This window comes from Larkinella ripae, from assembly GCF_054780775.1.
In genome coordinates, this window is sequence record NZ_BAAGVR010000001.1 from 706,334 (window position 1) to 727,287 (window position 20,954).

Consider the following 20,954-nt stretch of genomic DNA (forward strand, 5'->3'; position numbering starts at 1 on the left):
TGAAAACTGTAAATAAACTTAACCCTCAAATGGCAGCTAAAAAAGAACTCAGAATTGGATTGATCGGAACCGGTTTTATGGGCCGGACGCACTCCAACGGTTATAATCGCGTACCCAATTTTTTTCCTGATCTCGAATACACCCCGGTTTTGAAGGCGGTTTGTTCGCGCAACGCCGAAAAAGTGCAGGCGTTTGCCGATCAGTGGGGCTACGAATCCATCGAAACCGACTGGAAAGCCCTGATTGCCCGGGACGACATCGACGCCGTCGACATCTGTACGCCGAACGACACCCACGCCGAAATCGCCATTGCCGCGGCTGCCGCCGGCAAAATGATTCTCTGCGAAAAACCGCTTTCCCGCAACCTGGCCGAAGGCGAGAAAATGGTGGAAGCCGTCGACAAGGCCGGTGTTGCCAACACGGTCTGGTATAACTACCGCCGTCTGCCGGCCGTCTCGCTGGCGAAGCAAATCGTGGCATCGGGCAAGCTGGGCCGGATTTTCCACTACCGCGCCAACTTCTTGCAGGACTGGACGATCAACGCCGATGTGCCGCAGGGCGGCACGGGCACCTGGCGGATGGACGTCGAAGCCGCCGGTTCGGGCGTAACGGGCGACTTGCTGGCCCACTGCATCGACACGGCCATGTGGATCAACGGCGGCATTACGGATGTGTCGGCGGTCACCGAAACCTTCGTGAAAGAACGGATGCACGCCGTGACGGGCAAAGTGCAGCCGGTGGGCATCGACGACGCCTGTATTTTCCACTGCCACTTTGAAAACGGTTCGCTGGGCCTGTTTGAATCGACGCGGTACGCGCGCGGTCACAAAGCCCTGTACACGCTTGAAATCAACGGCGAAAATGCTTCGGTTCGCTGGGATCTGCACGATTTGAACCGCCTGGAGTACTTCGATCACCGGGATGAGTCGGTGGTACGGGGCTGGCGTTCGATTCACGTCACGGATGGCGATCAGCCGTACATGGACAAGTGGTGGGTACCGGGTCTGGGCATTGGTTACGAACACGGTTTTGTGCACCAGGTGGCCGATTTCCTGAAAAGTCTGGAAACCGGTGCGCCCTGCAATCCGACCTTCAAAGATGCGCTGGAAACCCAGAAAGTCTGCGAAGCCGTCATCAATTCGGCCAAATCAAGAAGCTGGCAGGATACCGGCGTCGAGTGGACCGAAAACTAGTCTGAAATCCTTTCATTTGGCAGCCCACGGCTAACCCCGTGGGCTGTTGCTTGTCCCTCCGTTCTCAACGCAACCATGCAACCGGATTCGATTCTTACCGTTCGCGGACTGATCAAAACCTTTTCGGGCGTGAAGGCGCTCGACGGGGTGCAACTGGACCTGCGGAAGGGCGAAGTGCACGCGCTGATGGGCGAAAACGGCGCCGGAAAATCGACCTTTATGAAGATTCTGGTGGGCTTGTACAAACCGGATGCGGGCGAGATTTTCTTTGACGGTCAGGATTTAAAAACCGGTCAGGTCAGTGATGCCCTGAAAAAAGGCATTTCGATGATTCACCAGGAGTTGCTGGTAGTGCCGGAACTGACGGTGGCGCAGAACATTTTCCTGGGGCGCGAATCGAAAGGTGGTTTATTTGGCTGGATTGATGAAAAAAAGCTGAATCAGGAAGCCGGAGCGCTGCTGGCCCAACTGGGCGTGACTCTTTCGCCGACCACCCGAATGAAGTACCTGAGCGTGGCCGAAATGCAGATGGTGGAAATCGCCAAAGCCCTTTCGAACGACGCCCGGGTCATCATCATGGACGAGCCGACCTCCGCCCTCTCCGACCGGGAAGTGGCCACGCTTTTCGGCATCATCCGCGAGTTGAAGCAAAAAGGCGTCGGCATCATCTACATTTCCCACAAAATGGACGAAATATTTGCCATCTCCGATACCATTACGGTTTTGCGGGACGGCAAATACATGGCCACCAAACCGGCGACGGAACTGGACACGAATACGCTGATCAAACTGATGGTGGGCCGCGAAATTAACAGTTTATTTCCGGAATCAGGTGCGCAAAAAGGGGCCGAAGTGCTGGCAGTGCGGAATTTGCGCCGGAACGGCAAATTTTCCGACATCAGTTTTGAGGTACACGCCGGGGAGGTGCTGGGGCTGGCCGGTTTGATGGGCGCCGGACGCACCGAAGTTGCCCGCGCCATTTTCGGGCTGGACCCGCTCGACGGGGGCGAAATGTATTGGCACGGAAAACAACTTATTATCAAGACTCCACAGGATGCCATTCGTCGCGGAATTGGTTATGTTAGCGAAGATCGGAAGGGACTCGGGTTTATTCCCGGGCTGTCGGTGAAGCACAACATCACGCTGGGCAGCCTGCCGAACCACGCCAGGGGGCCGTTTGTGCAGGATCAGCGGGAAGCCGAAACGGCCGCCCGGACCATCGCGGATCTGCGCATCAAAACCGCCGGACCCAACCAGCCCGTCCGGTTTTTGAGCGGAGGCAACCAGCAGAAAGTGGTGATTGGCAAGGTGTTGCTGTCGTCGCCGAAGCTGGTGATTCTGGACGAGCCGACCCGGGGCATCGACATTGGTGCGAAATCGGAGATCTATAAACTGATTCACCGGCTCACCGCCGACGGCATTGCGGTCATCATGATTTCGTCCGAACTGCCCGAGATTCTGGGGCTGAGCGACCGGATTCTGGTGTTGTCGCAGGGCCGGCAAACCGCCTTATTAACGAAAGAAGAAGCCACGCAGGAAACGATTATGCAGTATGCGGTGCCTCATTAATGACGCTTGAAAACTGAATGAAAACCCTTTTTAAACCGGAACCTGCTACCCCTGAAAAACCGTCCCGAACGCGGCTGCGCGGCCTCGGGCAATACGGTCTTCTGATTGCCTTTCTCCTCATTTGCGCGGTTCTATCCCTGATTACACCCCGGTTTCTGACGGTTTCCAACCTGATGATCATCCTCACACAGGTGTCGATCAACGCCCTGCTGGCGTTCGGCGTCACCTTCGTCATCATCACGGGCGGCATCGACCTGTCCATTGGCTCCACGGTGGCCGTTACGGGCGTGGTGGCGGCCCTGTTTGCGCACTCGGATTCGTATCCGGTCCCAGTTCCGGTGCTGGCGGGACTGGCGGCTGGCCTGCTGCTGGGCGCCTTCAACGGTTTGGTCATTACGAAAAGTAAGGTTCCGCCCTTCATCGTGACGCTGGGCACCATGACCATTGGCCGCGGCCTGGCCCTGATTCTGAGCAAAGGCCGCCCGATCTCGAACCTCTCGGACTCGTTCAACTTCATCGGCGGGGGGCAACTGCTGGGCATCCCGACCCCGATCATCATCCTGATCGTGTTCTTCGTCATCTGTTCGGTCCTGCTGAAAAAAACCGTCCTGGGCCGTTATATGTACGCCGTGGGCGGCAACGAACAGGCCGCCCGCGCATCGGGCATTCAGCTGAATAAAGTCAAAATGGTGGTTTATACGCTCTGCGGAGGGCTGGCGGCTTTGGCCGGTATTCTGCTCACCTCCCGCATCACCACCGGCCAGCCCAACGCCGGTGTCGGTTTCGAGCTTGACGCCATTGCGGCTGCCATCATCGGCGGCACCAGCACGTCGGGCGGCACCGGCACCATGACCGGCACGCTGATTGGCGCGCTGCTGATCGGCGTCATCAGCAACGGCCTGGATCTGATGAATGTTACCTCCTACTACCAGCAGGTCGTGATGGGCATTATCATCATCGGCGCGGTGGTGCTGGACAGTTTGAATCAACCCAAGAACGGTTAACCCACTCCCTATCGCTAGTGTATGAAACGTATTTTTTTCTATTCATTGCCTTTCCTCATTGCCAGTTGTTTAACCAGTTGTAACCAATCGTCGTCGGGCGAAAATGGCGCAAAGAAACTGACCGTCGGCGTCACGATGCTCAGCATGCAGAACGAATTCATTGTCAACGTGAACGATGAGATCGAAAAAAAAGCCAAGGAATCGGATGTGGAACTGATCACCGTCGATGCCGAGCGTTCGGCCCTCAAACAGATCGAGCAGGTCGAGAGCTTCATTGCGCAGAACGTCGATGTGATCATCATGAATCCCTGCGAGGTTGAAGCCAGTTCGCCCGCCGTCACGAAGGCGCTGGCCGCCAACATTCCGATCATCAACGTCAACTCCGAAACCACGGCCAAACCCTCGGCCTTCGTGGGCTCCGACGATGTGGAGTCGGCCCGGATTGCCCTGAAATTCATTGCCGAAAAACTGGGTGGCAAAGGCAACGTGCTGATGATGCACGGGTACATGGGACAGGCGGCCCAGATCAAACGGGAACTGGGCGCGCGCGAAGTGCTGAAACAGTACCCCGGCCTGAAACTCATCGCCCACCAGACCGCGGAGTGGGACCGCGCCAAGGCCATGTCGCTGATGGAAAACTGGATTCAGTCGTACGGCAACACCATCAATGCGGTTTTTGCCCAGAACGACGAAATGGGCCTGGGAGCCGTTAAAGCCCTGACGGACGCCGGTTTGAAGGATAAGGTGGTGGTCGTCAGCATCGACGCCATTCCGGATGCCTTGCAGGCGGTTCAGAAAGGGACTCTGGACGCTACGGTTTTTCAGAATGCCGAGCAACAGGGAGCCCAAGCCATCGAAACCGCCCTCAAAATTGCCAAAGGTCAACCTTACAAAAAGGAAGTATTGATCCCGTTTCAGTTGGTAACTAAAGAAAATTTGGCTAATTTTATGAAATAACATTACTATCCTGCAAAATTATACCAGACTTTACCAAGCTCTTTTTGTTACTTGTCACTCCTTTTCGGAGCCTTTTTGACACGCTACACTTTTGTATTTATCCCAAAATCTGACTAGTTAGTAAACCGAATATGTTGAAGCGATCCTGTTATTTGATCGGTGTTCTGGCGGGTATGATCGGCGTTTTCCAATCCTGCAACACGGATTCGGCCAGTAAGGCAGACGAAGCCAAACTGCCCGATGAGGTCAGCTATAACTTTGATATCCGACCCATTCTTTCCGATAAATGCCTGGCCTGTCACGGCCCCGATGCCAACAAACGCGAAGCGGGGCTGCGGCTCGATTTAGCCGAAAGCGCGTTTAAAGCCCTGGAAGAAAACCCCACGGCGCACGCCCTGGTGGCCGGCAATCCGGACGCATCGGCCGCCTTTCTGCGCATCACCACGCAGGATACCTCCCTGCTGATGCCCCCGCCCTCGTCCAACCTGAAACTCACGCAGCGCGAAATCCGGCTGATCGAAAAGTGGATCAAGCAGGGCGCGAAGTACGAAAAACACTGGGCGTTTGTGGCTCCGAAAAAACCGGCGCTTCCGGAAGTGGAGCAGACTGACTGGCCCAAGAACGAGATCGATTATTTCGTGCTGCACCAGCAGGAACAACGGGGTCTGACGCCCAACGAAGAAGCCGACAAAGAACGCTTGCTGAAGCGGGCCAGTCTGGATTTGACCGGATTGCCGCCGAGCCTGGACATGATGGACCGTTTTCTGGCCGACAACAGCCCGAATGCCTACGAAAAAGCCGTTGATCAATTGCTGAAAAACCCGGCTTACGGCGAAAAAATGGCGCTGCACTGGCTCGATCTGGCCCGCTACGCCGATTCGCACGGCTACCAGGATGACGGCTACCGGACGCAGTGGCCCTGGCGCGACTGGGTGATCCACGCGTTCAACAAAAACATGCATTACAACGACTTCGTGACCTGGCAGCTGGCGGGCGATTTGTTGCCGAACTCGACCAAAGAAAACCTGCTGGCGACGGGCTTCAACCGCAACCACAAAATCACGGAAGAAGGGGGCGTTATTCCGGAAGAATACCGGATCATGTACGTCACCGACCGCACGGACTTGTTTGGAAAAGGCCTGCTGGGCGTCACGATGGAATGCGCGCACTGCCACGATCACAAGTACGATCCGTTTTCGCAGAAAGAATACTACCGGCTGTTCGCGTTCTTCAACAACGTGAAGGAAGTCGGCATTGAATCGGTGATTGGCGGTCCCGAAACCTACGCCAAAAAACCGCTTATGGAAATCAGCGACGACGACGTGAAGAACCTGCTGACGTTCGTCAACAAACCGGACACCAACCGGCTGATCGTGTCGGTGATGGGTGATATGGACCCGGATACGATCCGGAAAACCTACATCCTCAAACGGGGCGTTTATGACGCGCCGGGCGACGAAGTGGAAGCCGGAACGCCCGATGCCATTCTGCCTTTTAACCCCAGCTACCCCAAAAACCGCCTGGGACTCTCCCAGTGGCTGTTCGATAAAAAGAACCCGCTGACGGCCCGGTTTTACGTCAACCTGCTGTGGCAGGAATTTTTCGGCAAAGGCATCGTCAAAACGTCCGGCGACTTCGGGATGCAGGGCGATCTGCCGACCAACCCGCAATTGCTGGACTGGCTGGCCGTCGATTTCATGAGCCACAACTGGGACATCAAACGGCTGGTAAAACAGATGGTTACGTCGGCCACCTACCGCCAGTCGGCCGTCATTACGCCGGAGAAACTAAAAACCGACCCCGATAACATTTACCTGGCGCGCGGTCCGCGGTACCGGATTCAGGCGGAGTTTGTCAAGGACCTGGTGTTGTCGAGCAGCGGTTTGCTGAACCGGACCATCGGCGGCCCCAGCGTAAAACCGTATCAACCACCCGGTTTGTGGGAAGGCGCCACGTCGGGCCGGGGTCTGCTGTCGACCTACAACCAGGATCACGGCGCGAGTTTGTACCGGCGCGGGATGTATACGCTGATCAAACGCACGGTTCCGCCCCCGTCGCTGGCCATTTTCGACGCCAGCAACCGGGACTTGTGCGAGGTGAAACGCCTGAAAACCAATACGCCCCTGCAGGCGCTGGTGATGATGAACGACCCCACGGTGCTGGAAGCGTCGCGCGTGCTGGCCGCCCGTTTATTACAGGAAAAAAGCGAATCGAAGGATAAAATCAGCAAGGCGTTCCGCCTGATTGTGGGCCGGAAACCGCGCGAGAAAGAAATAGAAACGCTAACGGCCTATTACGAAAAAGAAGCCCGGGAAATCAAAAAACCGGTGGCCGAAAAAGCCGTTGCCGTTGGGGAATACCCCATTCCCGGCAACATCGACAAGGCGAAATTGGCCGCTCTGATGCGCGTCGTTTCAACAATTTACAACCTGGAAGAAACCATTACAAAGACTTAATTACATGGAAAAGGAAATCTTAGAACACGGCTTTAATTTCAACCGGCGTCGCTTCTTATCCCGATTAAGTTTAGGACTCGGCAGTGCGGCTTTGGGGTCGTTGATGATCCCGGATCTGTTCGGTGGCAATAACACGGATGAAGAAGGTTTTACGCCTGGCATTCCGCACTTCGCGCCCAAAGCCAAGAGGGTGATTTATATGTTCCAGAACGGCGCGCCCTCGCAGCAGGAACTGTTTGATTACAAACCCAAGCTGCGCGAAATGCTGGGGCAGGAAATTCCGCCCTCGGTGCGCGGAACGCAGCGGTTGACGGGGATGACGGCCAATCAGGCGTCGTTTCCGCTCGTGGGATCGTTCGTCGATTTCAAGCAGTACGGCCAGTCGCGGGCCTGGGTCAGCGATCTGTTTCCGTATACCGCCAAAATTGTGGACGACCTCTGCATCGTCAAGTCGATGTATACCGAAGCCATCAACCACGATCCGGCGCTGACGTTTCTGCAAACCGGCTCGCAGCAGGGAAACCGCCCGAGCATGGGGTCGTGGCTGAGTTACGGCCTGGGCAACGAAAACAAAAACCTGCCCAACTTCACGGTTTTGCTGTCGCGCGGCATTGGCAACGGCCAGGGGGTTTATTCCAAACTCTGGTCGAACGGTTTTCTGGATTCGATTCACCAGGGCGTACAGTTCAGCAAGGGCGAAGACCCGGTTTTGTACCTGCGCGACCCGGAAGGCATGGACCGGCACGCCCGCCGGGATATGCTGGACAACCTGGCCCAGCTCAACGACATAGCCTACCAGGAGTTTGGCGATCCGGAAATTACGGCCAAAGTGAAGCAGTACGAAATGGCGTACCGGATGCAGACGGCGGTTCCGGAGGTAATGGATCTGTCGAAAGAATCGGACGATATCATCAAGCTCTACGGGCCGGATTGCCTGGTGCCGGGCACCTACGCGGCCAACTGCCTGCTGGCGCGGAAATTATCCGAGAACGGCGTGCGGTTTGTGCAGCTGTACCACCAGGGCTGGGATCAGCACGGCAACCTGCCGTTCGAGATTGCCAAGCAGGCCAAGGACGTCGATCAGGCGTCGGCGGCCCTGGTGACGGATCTGAAACAACGCGGTTTGCTGGACGAAACGCTGGTGATCTGGGGCGGTGAGTTTGGCCGGACCAGCTACACGCAGGGCAAACTGACGGCCGACAACTACGGCCGCGACCACCACCCGCGCTGCTTTACGATCTGGATGGCCGGGGGCGGCATCAAACCGGGCATGGTCTACGGCGAAACCGACGAACTCGGCTACAACATCGCCCAGAATCCGGTGCACGTCCACGATTTTCAGGCCACGGTTTTGCACCAGCTGGGTCTGAACCACGAAAAACTGATTTTCAAACACCTCGGACGGCGCTACCGGTTGACGGATGTTTCCGGCAAAGTTGTCCGGGACATTCTGGCCTGAACAGGGCCGCATTCCTAAACCCACTGGATTGATTTTGTGATGACTAAACAGGTCAAAAGTCTGGCCGAGCAGGCGTTGTTTGCTTCTGCCGTCTTCATTTTATTTCTGTTGCTGTTTGAGAGTAAACTCGTGGTGCCGACCTGGCTGCAACCCGTCGGACGGATGCACCCGCTCTTTTTGCATTTTCCGATTGTCATCCTGCTGCTGGCGATGGCGATGGAGATGTTTCGTTTCAACGAAGCCTATTCCAGAAACGAGTTTTACCGGGGCTTTCTGAGTAACCTGCTGCTGGTCGGCATTCTGTCGGCGGCTGTTACGGTAATTATGGGTCTGTTTCTGTCCCGGGAAGAAGGGTACGCGGGCGCGGTGCTGCAATGGCACAAATGGACGGGCATTCTGCTTTTTTACCTGTCCTGCTTCATTTACTGGAGCCGAAACAAAAGCTGGTATAAGGCTCCGGTGGCGAAATCCGGGGCGATTCTGGCGGTTTTTTTTCTGGTGGGTGCCGGGCACTACGGGGCGGTTTTGACGCACGGCGACAATTTCATTTCGGGGCCCATCACCAGCCAGGCGGAGGCTGAACCGGTGGCCCTCAACGAGGCTTTGGTCTTCGATCACGTCATCAAGCCCATTTTTGAGCAGAAATGCCTGAGTTGCCACAATCCGGAGAAACTGAAGGGACAACTCAGCCTGGCGGATGTGGACGCGATTCTGAAAGGCGGAAAAACCGGAAAGCTGTTCAAAGCCGGTCATCCCGACCAAAGCCTGCTGCTCGAGCGGATTCATTTGTCGGAAGACGATAAAAAACACATGCCGCCCCGGGGCAAAACGCAGTTGACCGCGGACGAGGTGACGCTGCTGGCGCTGTGGGTGAAAGGCCGCCCGGATTTTAAAGCCAAAGTGGTGGATTTGCCGGCGTCCGATTCGCTGCGCCAACTGGCCGCTACTCGTTTCAAGGCCACGGAGCAGTCCGAAATGGTTTATGAATTTGCCGCGGCTGACGAAGAAACCGTCCAGAAGCTGAACAATGATTACCGCACCATCGCTCCGCTGGCGAAAGAGTCTCCGGCGCTGGCCGTCAATCTGTACAACCGCAGCACGTATTCGGCCGAGAAATTGCAGGAACTGAGTGACATCAAAAAGCAGGTTGTCTCGCTGAGCCTGAACAAATTACCGGTGAAAGATGCCGATCTGAAAACGATCAGCCAGTTTGAAAACCTGGAAAAACTGGATTTGAATTTTACCGATGTGACCGGCAACGCCCTGAAAGAGCTGAGCAGTTTGCCGCACCTGAAAAGCCTGACGCTCTCCGGTACGAAGGTCACGTACGCCGATTTGCAGAACCAGATCCGCGATTTCAAAAGCCTGAAAACCGTGTCGCTGTGGGAAACCAAACTGTCGCCTTCGGAGATTCAGCAGTTGCAGAAAGCCAACCGGAACATTACGTTCATTGCCGGTTTTAAAGACGACGGCAGCAATCCGCTGACGCTGAATCCGCCCCAGGTGAAAAACAGCTCGGTGGTGTTTAACCAGACGCTGGCGCTGGATCTGCGGCACCCGATCAAAGGCGTTCAGATTCGGTATACGACCGACGGCACCGAGCCCGACAGCATTCATTCACCGGTTTTCGACAACAAAACCGTGTTGACCGACATGACCACCATCAAAGCCAAAGCCTACAAAGACGGCTGGTACGGCAGCAGCGTGGCCACCTTCGACTTCTTTAAATGTGCCTACAAACCCGACAGCATCAACCTGTTACAGCCCCTGAACCGGGTGCATCAGGCCGAAGGTCCCAAATCCCTTTTCGACCAGAAACTGGGTACGTTTAATGCCAACAGTCCGGCCTGGGCCAACAACTGGACCGGCGTTCGCAACAACGACATGGTGGTGGTATCGGAGTTTAAAAAACCGGTTACGGCTTCGTCCGTTTCGCTGCGGATCATGATCGAAGAAGCCACCGGCATTTTTCCGCCGGGCTCCGTCGAAGTCTGGGGGGGCGACACCCGCGACAACCTGAAGCTGCTCTCGACCGTCAAGCCGAAGATGCCCAGCAAAGGCGACGAGCACAGCCTGACGAATGTCACCTGCACCTTCAAACCGCAAACCGTGGCGTATCTGAAAATCGTGGCCAAACCGTGTACGCTGCCGGAATGGCACGGCGGCAAAGGAAAACCGGGTCTGGTGCTGGTGGACGAGATGTTTATTAATTAACCTGGCGATTCGGTTGCGGCCAGATTCGCAGCGGGCAGAATCAAGGGCAGCGTGATCGAAAATTGTCCATTTTCTTCGCTCAGGACGGGGGCTGACTGGCCATACTTCTGGTAATAAGTGGCAATGGTCGACAGCCCGACCCCATTGGACAAAACGCGGGTCGCTTTTCGCTGCAGGTTGTTGCGTACCGTCAAATACCCGGCTCCATGGCTGAGAATTTCAATCGTCAGAGGCCGTTTGAGCGATACCACATTGTGTTTCACTGCATTTTCCACCAGCAACTGCAAGGTCAGGGGCGGCAACCAATGCGACAAATCTTCGGGACTCACCCGAATGAGCAGGTGCAGACCCTGTCCGTGACGGGTTTTCAGCAGATGGTAATAGGACTGAATGAACTCAAGTTCGCTCGAAAAGGTCGCCAGCTGCTGATCGTTGGCGCGCAATAGATAGCGATAAACAACGCTGAGCTGGTCCACAAACTGGCTCGCCCGCTCCGGTTCTTCTTCGATCAGCGAAGACAGTGAGTTGAGGCTATTGAAGAGAAAGTGCGGATTCACCTGCGCCTGCATCGCCCGCAACTGCGCGTCCGTTTTTTCTTTTTCCAGCCACCGGACCGCCAATTCAGCTTCCAGGCGTTCTTGAATCAGTTTCGCTTCCCGGCGCGTTTGCTCCACAGCCTGGGCGACGGCAAGCTGTCGTTGGCGCAGCGCCAGGGCCAGCGAAAAACTCAGCAGTTCCAGGATGAGACCACCACCCAGAATCTGCTTGGCCAGGTTAATACTGGCTTGCGTGGTGGGCAACGGATAGAAAGGCCCAATGTAGTTGCCCAGTGAATTAATTTCATGCAGCAGCAGCAATGTGCTCCCGGCCAAAAAGTACCAGCCTACCGCATTCCGGCTCCGGGTGGCAATCCAGATGCCGGTCAGACAATTGCCGATCAATAGCATCCAGTAGAGGGAAGCGATGGCCGTATGCCACGCGGTTGCCTGCCAGGTCTTCTGCGTAGCGATCAGCAAACTGATTTCCGCCAACGGATAAATCAGGGCCACGAACTGGCTCCCGCGCAACCACCCTCGCAGGCGAGGGCAGCGGTGCGGAACGTCGAATAAATTGTAAACTAATTCCAGGTAAGCAATCTGAGCCAGGCTATGCACCCCCAGGTGAATGGTCATGTAATCGGCCGTCGTCAGCGATTCATCCGAAAGATACACCCGCTGAAAAAAGGCATAAGCAAACCAGGTGAACGTTTGTAGGGTAAAAATGCCGTAAATCCAGTCGCGGGAAAAACTCCACTGAAAGGCATTCAACAGAAAGATGGCACCCACCGCACCGACATACAGAAACAATACCGCTTCACCAGCCATAGGAAATGAAAGAGAGCAACGCGATGGTCCATAGACGGGGCCTTGTGCCGGCTCTGCAGCGCAATTTCGGAAAAACCGGGCAGAAAATCGAAGCCACCGAACGCTGCTCAGAATAAGCTGCCTATCCGGACCGGACCCTTACTCCGCCAGATAATTCCCAATTCCGACAACGACGGTCGAGAAAACTACCGTGGCAATGCCGAGCGTAATGGTGCGCATGGTGGGGCGGTTGGCCCCCCGCCATTCGTGCAGATAGAGCCCCCAGAAACTGCTGAACGCAATGATGAACGCCATGTGCAGCGTCCAGCCCGAAAACCGGTATTCGCCCATTTTGCTGTCGCCCATGCCGTAGAAGAAAAATTGCAGGTACCAGGTAGTACCCGCCAGCGCGCAGAAAATGATGTTCCGGACGGCCGGCGCCGTAACGTTGCGGTAGTCGGTATAGGTTTTATTTTTGATGTTGAGGTAGATGCACCAGAGGGCGTTGGTCGTCAAACCGCCCAGCAGAATAAACACCAGCGGAGCGTTGTTCATGTAGAGCGGATCGGCCCCGTTCTGGATCGCCAGCTCGGCAATGGGCTGGCCGGCGGTCAGGCCGAAGGACATACAGGCGCTCATGACGCCCGAAAAAACCGCTACCAGAATGCCCTTCTTGAGATCGAATTCCGCGATGGTTTCCTTTTTTTTCTCGTCCGACATCGACTTTTCCTTCATCATTCCGGCGATTCCGCAAATTGAGATGCCCAGCACACAGACGGCCAGCCCCAGCATAATCACCTGACCCGAGGTTGTTCGCACCAGATCGCTGAATTGCCCCAGCCAGATCGGCGGCACGATGGTGCCGAAAACCGCACAGAGCCCCAGCACCACGGCCATCCCGAGCGACAACCCCAGGTAGCGCATGGTCAGGCCGAAGGTCAGGCCGCCGAACCCCCAGAGTACGCCCCAGAAATACGACCACCACTTCGTTTCGGTCGGCGCAGCCGCCAGCACGTCGAACAGATTCGGCACGGTCATCCAGCCGAAAATCAGCGGGGCAAACACCCACGAGAAAATGCCGCCAACGAGCCAGTAACTTTCCCAGGCCCAGCCTTGTACTTTTTTGTATGGTAAGTAGAAACTACCGGAAGCGAATCCTCCGATTGCGTGCAGAACGACACCCCAGAATACAGCCATGTATAGTGCTTTTTCAACAAATCTGTGCAGTTTTCGGAGAAACACCTTCCTGCGCTCTCCTGACCTACAAAGCCGGCCCCCGGGGTATTCTAATGATGAAACCGGGTAAGTATTTTGAAAAAAGCAGGAGAGTCCGGTATAGTTGGTTCATTTTAACTCAATATTTTTGCACCGTAGAATACTATTTCATCATAGGTTAGTAGGATAAGCCCGTTAGGTTTCTAATGGGCTTATTTTGTGATTGGCCCATTTCCTCCAGCAACCCCGCAGAATCTGCGCCTTTGTTGCCAGAATTCTTTTAAAGCTGCGCTTATTCTACGTAATTTGTATAGCTAAGTTCATCAGCAAATCTATGAGAAAACGACCCTATTTCTTCGGCCTTCTGGGCCTTTTAGTGACGCATCTGGCCTTTTCTCAGGCCAAACTGGTCGAAACCGTCACCCGAAAAAACGGCGAACTGGTCATTCCGTATCAGAAGTACGTGCTGCCCAACGGCTTGACACTGGTTGTTCACGAAGATCATTCCGATCCCATCGTCCACGTCGATATTACGTACCACGTCGGTTCGGCGCGCGAGGAAATCGGCAAATCCGGTTTTGCGCACTTTTTTGAGCACATGATGTTTCAGGGCTCCGACCACGTTGCCGACGACGAGCATTTTAAAATTGTGACCGAATCCGGCGGAACCCTGAACGGCACCACCAACGCCGACCGGACCAACTACTTCGAAACCGTACCCAGTAACCAGCTGGAACGCGCGCTCTGGCTCGAAGCCGACCGCATGGGCTTTCTGCTGGATGCCGTGACCCAGAAAAAATTTGAAATTCAGCGGGCCACCGTGAAAAACGAACGCGGGCAGTCGTACGACAACCGCCCGTACGGACTGGCGTATGAGTACACGGCCAAAAATCTGTATCCCTACGGCCACCCCTATTCCTGGCTCACCATCGGTTACATCGAAGACCTGAACCGGGTGAATGTCAACGATTTGAAAAATTTCTTCCTGCGGTGGTACGGCCCCAACAACGCGGTTTTGACCGTCGGTGGTGACGTGGATCCGAAGCAGGTGGTGCAACTGGCCCAAAAATACTTTGGCGGCATTCCGAAAGGGCCGGCGGTGACCAAAACCGTAGTCCCGGCGGTGGTGATTGACCAAGATCGCTACGTATCCTACGAAGACAACGTCCGGTTTCCGATGCTGCGGATGGTGTATCCGACGGTACCGCGTTTCCATCCGGACGAAGCTCCGCTCGACGCCCTGGCTCAGATTCTGGGCGGTGGTAAAAGCTCGTTGTTCTACAAAAATCTGGTGAAAACCGAGAAAGCCGTTCAGGCCAACGTGGGCCATCCGGCCAATGAACTGGCGGGTGAGTTTACGTTTACGGTTTTGCCATTCCCGAACGTCAGGCTGGACACGGCCGAAGCCATTATCCGTGCGACGTTGACCGAATTTGAAAAACGGGGCGTTACGGACGACGATCTGGCCCAGGTCAAAGCCACCCGCGAAGCCGAAATCGTCAATTATTTGTCGAGCGTTGCCGGTAAAGTTTCCCAACTGGCTTCGTTCCAGACCTTTACTGGTTCTCCGAACTATTTACCGAAAGAACTGAAACGCTACAGGGACCTGACGAAAGCGGATATTATGCGGGTCTACAACCAGTACGTCAAAGGCAAAAAAGGCGTTATTCTGACGGTTTACCCCAAAGACCAGAAAGAAATCGTAGCCCATCCGGACAACTACACCATTGATACGACGGGGTACAAAGCGCCGGATTACGGCTACACCGGTTTGAAGTACGTCAAGGCCAAAGACGCGTTCGACCGCGCCAAAAAACCGGCTTCAGGTCCGAATCCGGCGGTCAAAGTGCCTCCGTTCTGGACCGATAAACTGCCGAACGGGTTGAAAGTAATCGGGACGAAAAATGACGAGGTGCCCGATGTGACGCTCTTGTTTTCGGTCAAAGGGGGGCACTTGCTGTCGGCCAAAGATCCGTCCAAAGCCGGTATTGCCCAGCTTACGGCGGCTTTGATGAACGAAGCCACGCAGAACTTCAGCAACGAGGAAATCAACGCCAAACTCGAAAAACTGGGCAGCAGCATCCAGATCTACGCCACCACGGAAGAAATTCAGGTGTCGGTTTCGTCGCTGACCAAAAACCTCGACGCCACACTGGCGCTGGTGGAGGAAAAAATGTTCCGGCCCAAGTTTGCGCAACAGGATTTTGACCGGCTGAAAAAACAACAGATTGAGCTGATTGCCAACCAGAGCACGCAGCCGGTCGTGATTGCCAACAAAGCCTACAACAAACTGCTGTATGGCAACGACAACATCCGGGGCGTTCCGACCAGCGGAACAACGAAAACCGTGGAAAGCATTACGCTGGACGATGTTAAGGCGTTTTATCAGCAGAACTTCTCCCCTTCCGTGACCAACCTCGTCGTGGTGGGTGACGTCGAAAAAACCGCCTTTCTGCCCAAGCTCGATTTTCTGAAAAAATGGGCCGCCAAACCCGTTGAGCTGCCCAAACCGGCTCTGGCCCGGAAAATCGACAAAACCCGGGTTTACCTGATCGATAAGGACAAGGCTCCGCAGTCGGAAATCCGGATCGGCTACCTGACCGATATTCCGTTCGATGTCACGGGCGAATTTTACCGGGCCGGGTTGGCGAATTACATTCTCGGGGGTGCTTTCAACAGCCGCATCAACATGAACCTGCGCGAAGACAAAGGCTGGACGTACGGGGCCCGCTCGGTATTCAGCAGCACCAAGGCGCCCGGACCGTTTACGGCATCGGCGGGCGTGAAAGCCGCAGCTACCGACAGCTCGGTGGTGGAGTTCATGAAAGAAATTACGAACTACGGAAAAACCGGGATCACGGACGCCGAACTGGCGTTTCTGAAAAGCTCGGTCGGCCAGCGGGATGCGTTGCGCTACGAAACCTCGTTCCAGAAGGCCCTCTTTCTGAACCAGATCATCGACTACGACCTGCCGGGCAAATTTGTGGAGCAACAGAGTCAGATTCTGAAAAACATGACGAAAAAGGAAATCGACGCGGTTGCCCAAAAACGGCTGCCGGTGAATAACCTGATCATCACCGTTGTGGGTAATAAATCAGCCGTCAAACCGGGTTTGCAGAAGCTGGGTTACGAAGTGGTCGAACTGGATAAAGAAGGCAATCCGGCCGTGGCCGAAGGCACCTCAACGCCCGCTTCGCTCGGTGGCGCGTCTTCGACCAAACCGAAAGAGTAAAACGAATAACCAGATTTCTCTACGCCAAAAGCCGCTCAGGAGCGGCTTTTGGCGTTTTAACCGCGTCCTGAAAACCAGAAAAAGCATGAGATTCTTTTTTGGCAAAATGAAGAACAAATAATATCTTTGTAACTAAGATACTTATTTACTAAGGCATAAAATGGAGAATGAAGTCCTGGAACGAATCCGAAAGCTGAGTCAGCAACACGCTTACTCGTCCATTCAGATGCACGAAGCCGTTGCCCGAAAAGCCGGGCTGTCGGGGACGGATCACAAATACCTGGGATTTTTAATTCAGAAAGGACCGATGACAGCCGGTGAGCTTTCCGGTTTAACGGGGCTGACGACCGGCGCCGTTACCGGTTTGATCGACCGGCTGGAAAAGAAAAAGCTGGTGAAAAGGCGGTTTGCGGAAGAGGACCGGCGGAAGGTTTTCATTGAGCCCATGACCGCGACCATCATGGCACTGCTGGCACCGCTCTATCAAGAATTCCGGCGCCAGTCCGAGGAACTCATTGCTTCGTTTTCAAACGAGGAAAGCACGGTTATTGAGACGTATTTCCTGAAGTCGATTGATATCATGAAGGCAACGACCCAGCAACTCAACGAGCAGGAACGGTAAAAAAGCAAAACGATGAGCGCGTACGTACTCGGTTTTCAGGAGATCAACAAAGCAACGTGGGGACTGGTCGGCGGCAAGGGTGCCAATTTGGGGGAGCTGTCCGGAATCAAGGGAATCCGGGTGCCGGAGGGATTTTGCGTGACTACCGAAGCCTATAAAAAAATAACCAAAAACCGCCCGGAGCTGGAAGAACTGCTGGAAGAACTGACGCGGCTGAGGCCCGAAGAGCGGGAAGCCATCGGCGCAATCAGCGCCAGAATCCGCGCAATCATCGAGAAAATCGCCATCCCTGCGGAGCTGGCGGACGAGATCGCGGTCCAGCGCTACGGCGGAAGACCTGCCGACGGCTTCCTTCGCCGGTCAGCAGGACACCTACCTGAACGTGATCGGAAAGCAAGCCATTCTAAACCACATCAGCCGGTGCTGGGCGTCGCTGTTCACGGATCGGGCGGTCATCTACCGCCTTCAAAACCGCTTCGACCACCGGAATGTCCACCTGGCGGTGGTGGTGCAGAAGATGGTTTTTCCGCAGGCGGCTGGCATTTTGTTTACGGCCGACCCCGTTACGTCCAACCGGAACGTACTGTCCATCGACGCCGGTTTTGGCCTGGGTGAGGCCCTGGTATCCGGTCTGGTCAATGCGGATACGTACAACGTGCGGGCCGGTCAGGTGATCGGGAAGAGGATTGCGACCAAAAAACGGGCGATTCAGGCCGTAAAAACGGGCGGCACGAGCGAACAGGCGCTTGAACCGGAGCAGCAGAACCGGCCGGTGCTGACGGATCAGCAGATCATACAGCTGGCGCAGATCGGCCGAACCATCGAAGCCCACTTCGGCCAGCCCCAGGATATCGAATGGTGTCTGGTTGATGAGACGTTTTCCATTGTCCAGAGTCGCCCGATCACGACCCTGTACCCCATTCCCGACAATCCCGAACCCGGCCCGCACATTTACGTATCGGTGGGGCACCAGCAGATGATGACCGACCCCATGAAGCCATTGGGCCTGTCGCTGTGGCAGTTAACGGCGGGCCGACCCATGTATCAGGCGGGTGGCCGGTTGTTTGTGGATGTCGCCCGGGACCTGGCTTCCCCGGCCGGGCGGGCGCTTCTGATCAACGTGCTGGGCAAATCCGACCCACTCATCCGGGACATCCTGACGACCCTCCTGGAGCGGGGCGATGTGGTGCCGGCCTTGCCAAACGACCCGGCCGAACCGGGTCCCGGTACGGGTCCGAAAGGGCCATCACCCGCGAATTTTCAAACGCAACTCCCCAACGATCCAACCATCGTTGCAACCCTGATCAGGGACAGCCAGGCACTGATCGACACCTTGAAGCTGGATATTCAGACGAAGTCCGGCGTGGAGCTGATCGACTTTATTCTGGAAGACCGGCTGAAACTTCAGCAGAGTTTATCGTATCCGCAGAGTTTTGGGGCCATTATGACGGGCATCAACGCGGCCGCCTGGATCAATGAACACATGCAGGAGTGGTTGGGCGAAAAAGCCGTCGCGGATACACTCGCCCAGTCGGCGCCCAACAACATTACCTCGGAAATGGGTCTGGCGTTGCTGGACGTTGCCGATGTGATGCGGCCCTATCCGGACGTCATTGCGTATTTGCAGCGGAGCGATCTTCCGCAGGGCAACGATGAACGCTTTTGGGATGCGCTGGTTCAGCTGGCGGGTGGCGCCGAAGCCCGGAACGCGATTCGTGCGTTTCTGGAAAAATACGGCATGCGCGGTGTGGGAGAAATTGATATTACCCGAACCCGCTGGAGCGAAAAACCGGGTACGCTGATTCCGCTGATTCTGAGCAACATCAAAAACTTCGAGCCGGGGGCCAGCCGTCGGAAATTTGAGCACGGCCGTTGGGCAGCGTTGCAAAAAGAACAGGAATTACTGGATCGCCTGAAGCAATTACCGGATGGGGAGCAAAAGGCCGAAGCCACAAAACACCAGATCGGTCTGCTGCGGACTTTCATCGGGTACCGGGAGTATCCCAAATACGGCATCGTCAATCGCTATTTTATCTACAAGCAGGCTTTGGTAAAGGAAGCCGAAACCTTCGTACGAGTGGGCGTTCTTCCCGAAAAAGAAGACATCTACTACCTCACGTTTGACGAACTGCGCGACCTGATCCGCACCCACCACCTGGATCACCGCATCATCGACCGGCGGAAAGACGCGTACCAACGCTATCAAAAACTGAATCCGCCCCGGGTGATGACCTCGGATGGCGAAATCTTTTCGGGTCAGTACCAACGCGAAAACCTCCCAGCCGGAGCCATTGCGGGGCTACCGGTTTCGGCCGGCCTGATTGAGGGACGGGCGCGGGTGATTCTGACGATGGAGGAAGCCAATCTGGAAGAGGGTGATATTCTGGTCACCGCCTTTACGGACCCGAGCTGGACACCCCTGTTCGTCTCCATCAAAGGGCTGGTTACCGAAGTGGGCGGATTGATGACCCACGGAGCCGTGATCGCCCGGGAATATGGCCTGCCCGCCGTTGTCGGCCTGGACAATGCGACCCGGCTGATCAAAGACGGCCAGCGGATTCGGGTCAATGGAACGGACGGTTACGTAGAAATCCTGTAACGGGTCGGCGGTTTATCCGTATCTTTGGCCGTCAAAAACCGAATCGTCTCCCCTGCCTTGTTATGAAAAAACCGCTGGTCGACGGCCTGTATCAACTGAAGAAATTTCAGGGAAAAGGCGGCTGGACCTATGCCGCCCTTCCCGAAGTTCAGCCGGATAAAAAGTCGTACTTCAACTGGGTCAAAGTAAACGGCCGCATCGATGACTACGAACTCACCAATTCCCAGCTCATGCCGCTCGGCAACGGCCAGCTTTTCCTGCCCGTCAAAGCCGAAATCCGGAAAAGAATCGGAAAACAGGCCGGCGATTGGGTCCAGATTCGGTTGTATCCCATTCAGCCTCCGGTCGATTCGCACCAGGATTTATTGCTGTGTCTGGAAGACGAACCCCGCGCCCACCAAACCTTTTTGCAGTGCACCGCCGACGAGCAGCAAGCGTGCATCGACTGGATCGATTCGGCCAAAACCGACGAAACCAAAGTGGAGCGCATAGCGATCACCATCGAGCGGCTGCTGAAAGGCAGAAAAATAGGGTGACGGTTTTCGGTTTTTAGTATACGGTTTTCGCTGGTCGTTGCTACGGTAGCTAACGTCAGTTTGGAATACCGTAAACCGTAAACTGGATCCGGCTTCAAATCTTCACGGCCTGCCGCGCCAGCAGCTTCCAGTCGCCTTTCTGCTTGACCCAAACCATCAGAACCGCCAGCTTGGCCGTGCCCGCAACGCCCTTGTTGTTGGTGTTGCCGGCCAGTTTGTGCCGCACCCAGGCCGTGTTATCCACCACCGTCACGGTTTGTTCCGTCAGATCAATCGACGTAAAATCCGACTCGCCACTGACCAGCGCTTTGACAAAGGCGGTTTTGTCCTCCAGCAAACCGTTCGAGTGGCCGTAGGTCAGTTGGTCGGTGGTAATACCTTCCAGCGTGGCTTTATCGGCATCCACAATGGCTTTCCGAAGTTTTTCGACGGCCTGCTCAACGGCTTGCTTTTCGTCTTTGGCGGGTTCGTTCGCCAGCAGGTTTCCGGATACGAACAACAGCAAAATCAGGCATTTCAGGGTTTTCATGGGTAATCAGGTTTGAAAGGTGTTAA

The 20,954-nt window shown here is 55.4% G+C and carries 13 protein-coding genes and 1 pseudogene; 11 read left to right on the plus strand and 3 right to left on the minus strand.

Features of this window, described 5'->3' with window-relative positions; all coding sequences use genetic code 11:
• Nucleotides 1-29 precede the first annotated feature (29 nt).
• From ACYVHX_RS03015 to ACYVHX_RS03045, 7 genes are all read left to right on the plus strand, one after another.
• Nucleotides 30-1,193, plus strand: coding sequence for a Gfo/Idh/MocA family protein (locus ACYVHX_RS03015; protein WP_460670110.1), 1,164 nt, complete (start codon nucleotides 30-32; stop codon nucleotides 1,191-1,193).
• Between the two features lie 75 nt (nucleotides 1,194-1,268).
• On the plus strand, nucleotides 1,269-2,762 hold the full coding sequence (locus ACYVHX_RS03020; protein WP_460670111.1) for a sugar ABC transporter ATP-binding protein: 1,494 nt from the start codon (nucleotides 1,269-1,271) through the stop codon (nucleotides 2,760-2,762).
• Between the two features lie 17 nt (nucleotides 2,763-2,779).
• Entirely contained in the window at nucleotides 2,780-3,766 is a 987-nt protein-coding gene (locus tag ACYVHX_RS03025; RefSeq protein WP_460670112.1) for an ABC transporter permease, read from the plus strand.
• A 21-nt stretch (nucleotides 3,767-3,787) separates the two neighbouring features.
• The gene (locus tag ACYVHX_RS03030) at nucleotides 3,788-4,723 is read left to right on the plus strand and encodes a sugar ABC transporter substrate-binding protein (protein ID WP_460670113.1); all 936 of its coding nucleotides are present in this window, start codon (nucleotides 3,788-3,790) and stop codon (nucleotides 4,721-4,723) included.
• A gap of 131 nt (nucleotides 4,724-4,854) precedes the next feature.
• On the plus strand, nucleotides 4,855-7,179 hold the full coding sequence (locus tag ACYVHX_RS03035; RefSeq protein WP_460670114.1) for a PSD1 and planctomycete cytochrome C domain-containing protein: 2,325 nt from the start codon (nucleotides 4,855-4,857) through the stop codon (nucleotides 7,177-7,179).
• Nucleotides 7,180-7,183: 4 nt separating this feature from the next.
• A complete protein-coding gene (locus tag ACYVHX_RS03040) occupies nucleotides 7,184-8,638 on the plus strand; it encodes a DUF1501 domain-containing protein (protein WP_460670115.1) in 1,455 nt (484 codons plus the stop codon).
• 39 nt (nucleotides 8,639-8,677) lie between these two features.
• Nucleotides 8,678-10,852: a c-type cytochrome domain-containing protein gene (locus ACYVHX_RS03045; RefSeq protein ID WP_460670418.1), complete on the plus strand. Its 2,175-nt coding sequence runs from the start codon at nucleotides 8,678-8,680 to the stop codon at nucleotides 10,850-10,852.
• Here the strand turns inward: ACYVHX_RS03045 and ACYVHX_RS03050 are convergent.
• Nucleotides 10,849-12,216 carry a histidine kinase gene (locus ACYVHX_RS03050; protein WP_460670116.1) on the minus strand — a complete coding sequence of 456 codons (1,368 nt, stop codon included), beginning with the start codon at nucleotides 12,214-12,216 and terminating at the stop codon, nucleotides 10,849-10,851. The two genes, ACYVHX_RS03045 and ACYVHX_RS03050, sit on opposite strands and share 4 nt — an antisense overlap.
• A gap of 138 nt (nucleotides 12,217-12,354) precedes the next feature.
• Nucleotides 12,355-13,392: an L-rhamnose/proton symporter RhaT gene (rhaT, locus tag ACYVHX_RS03055; protein WP_460670117.1), complete on the minus strand. Its 1,038-nt coding sequence runs from the start codon at nucleotides 13,390-13,392 to the stop codon at nucleotides 12,355-12,357.
• Nucleotides 13,393-13,744: 352 nt separating this feature from the next.
• Between rhaT and ACYVHX_RS03060 the strand changes: the two genes are divergently transcribed.
• The 4 genes and pseudogenes from ACYVHX_RS03060 to ACYVHX_RS03075 all read left to right on the plus strand — a co-directional run bounded on the left by ACYVHX_RS03060 (nucleotide 13,745) and on the right by ACYVHX_RS03075 (nucleotide 20,399).
• Nucleotides 13,745-16,642: a M16 family metallopeptidase gene (locus ACYVHX_RS03060; protein WP_460670118.1), complete on the plus strand. Its 2,898-nt coding sequence runs from the start codon at nucleotides 13,745-13,747 to the stop codon at nucleotides 16,640-16,642.
• A gap of 160 nt (nucleotides 16,643-16,802) precedes the next feature.
• Complete coding sequence (locus ACYVHX_RS03065; protein ID WP_460670119.1) at nucleotides 16,803-17,264, plus strand: MarR family winged helix-turn-helix transcriptional regulator; 462 nt, start codon at nucleotides 16,803-16,805, stop codon at nucleotides 17,262-17,264.
• A 12-nt stretch (nucleotides 17,265-17,276) separates the two neighbouring features.
• Nucleotides 17,277-19,863: pseudogene (gene ppsA / locus ACYVHX_RS03070) on the plus strand (phosphoenolpyruvate synthase).
• A 62-nt stretch (nucleotides 19,864-19,925) separates the two neighbouring features.
• Entirely contained in the window at nucleotides 19,926-20,399 is a 474-nt protein-coding gene (locus ACYVHX_RS03075) for a YdeI/OmpD-associated family protein (protein WP_460670120.1), read from the plus strand.
• Between the two features lie 94 nt (nucleotides 20,400-20,493).
• Here the strand turns inward: ACYVHX_RS03075 and ACYVHX_RS03080 are convergent, their stop codons facing one another.
• On the minus strand, nucleotides 20,494-20,928 hold the full coding sequence (locus tag ACYVHX_RS03080) for a nuclear transport factor 2 family protein (protein ID WP_460670121.1): 435 nt from the start codon (nucleotides 20,926-20,928) through the stop codon (nucleotides 20,494-20,496).
• Nucleotides 20,929-20,954 lie beyond the last annotated feature (26 nt).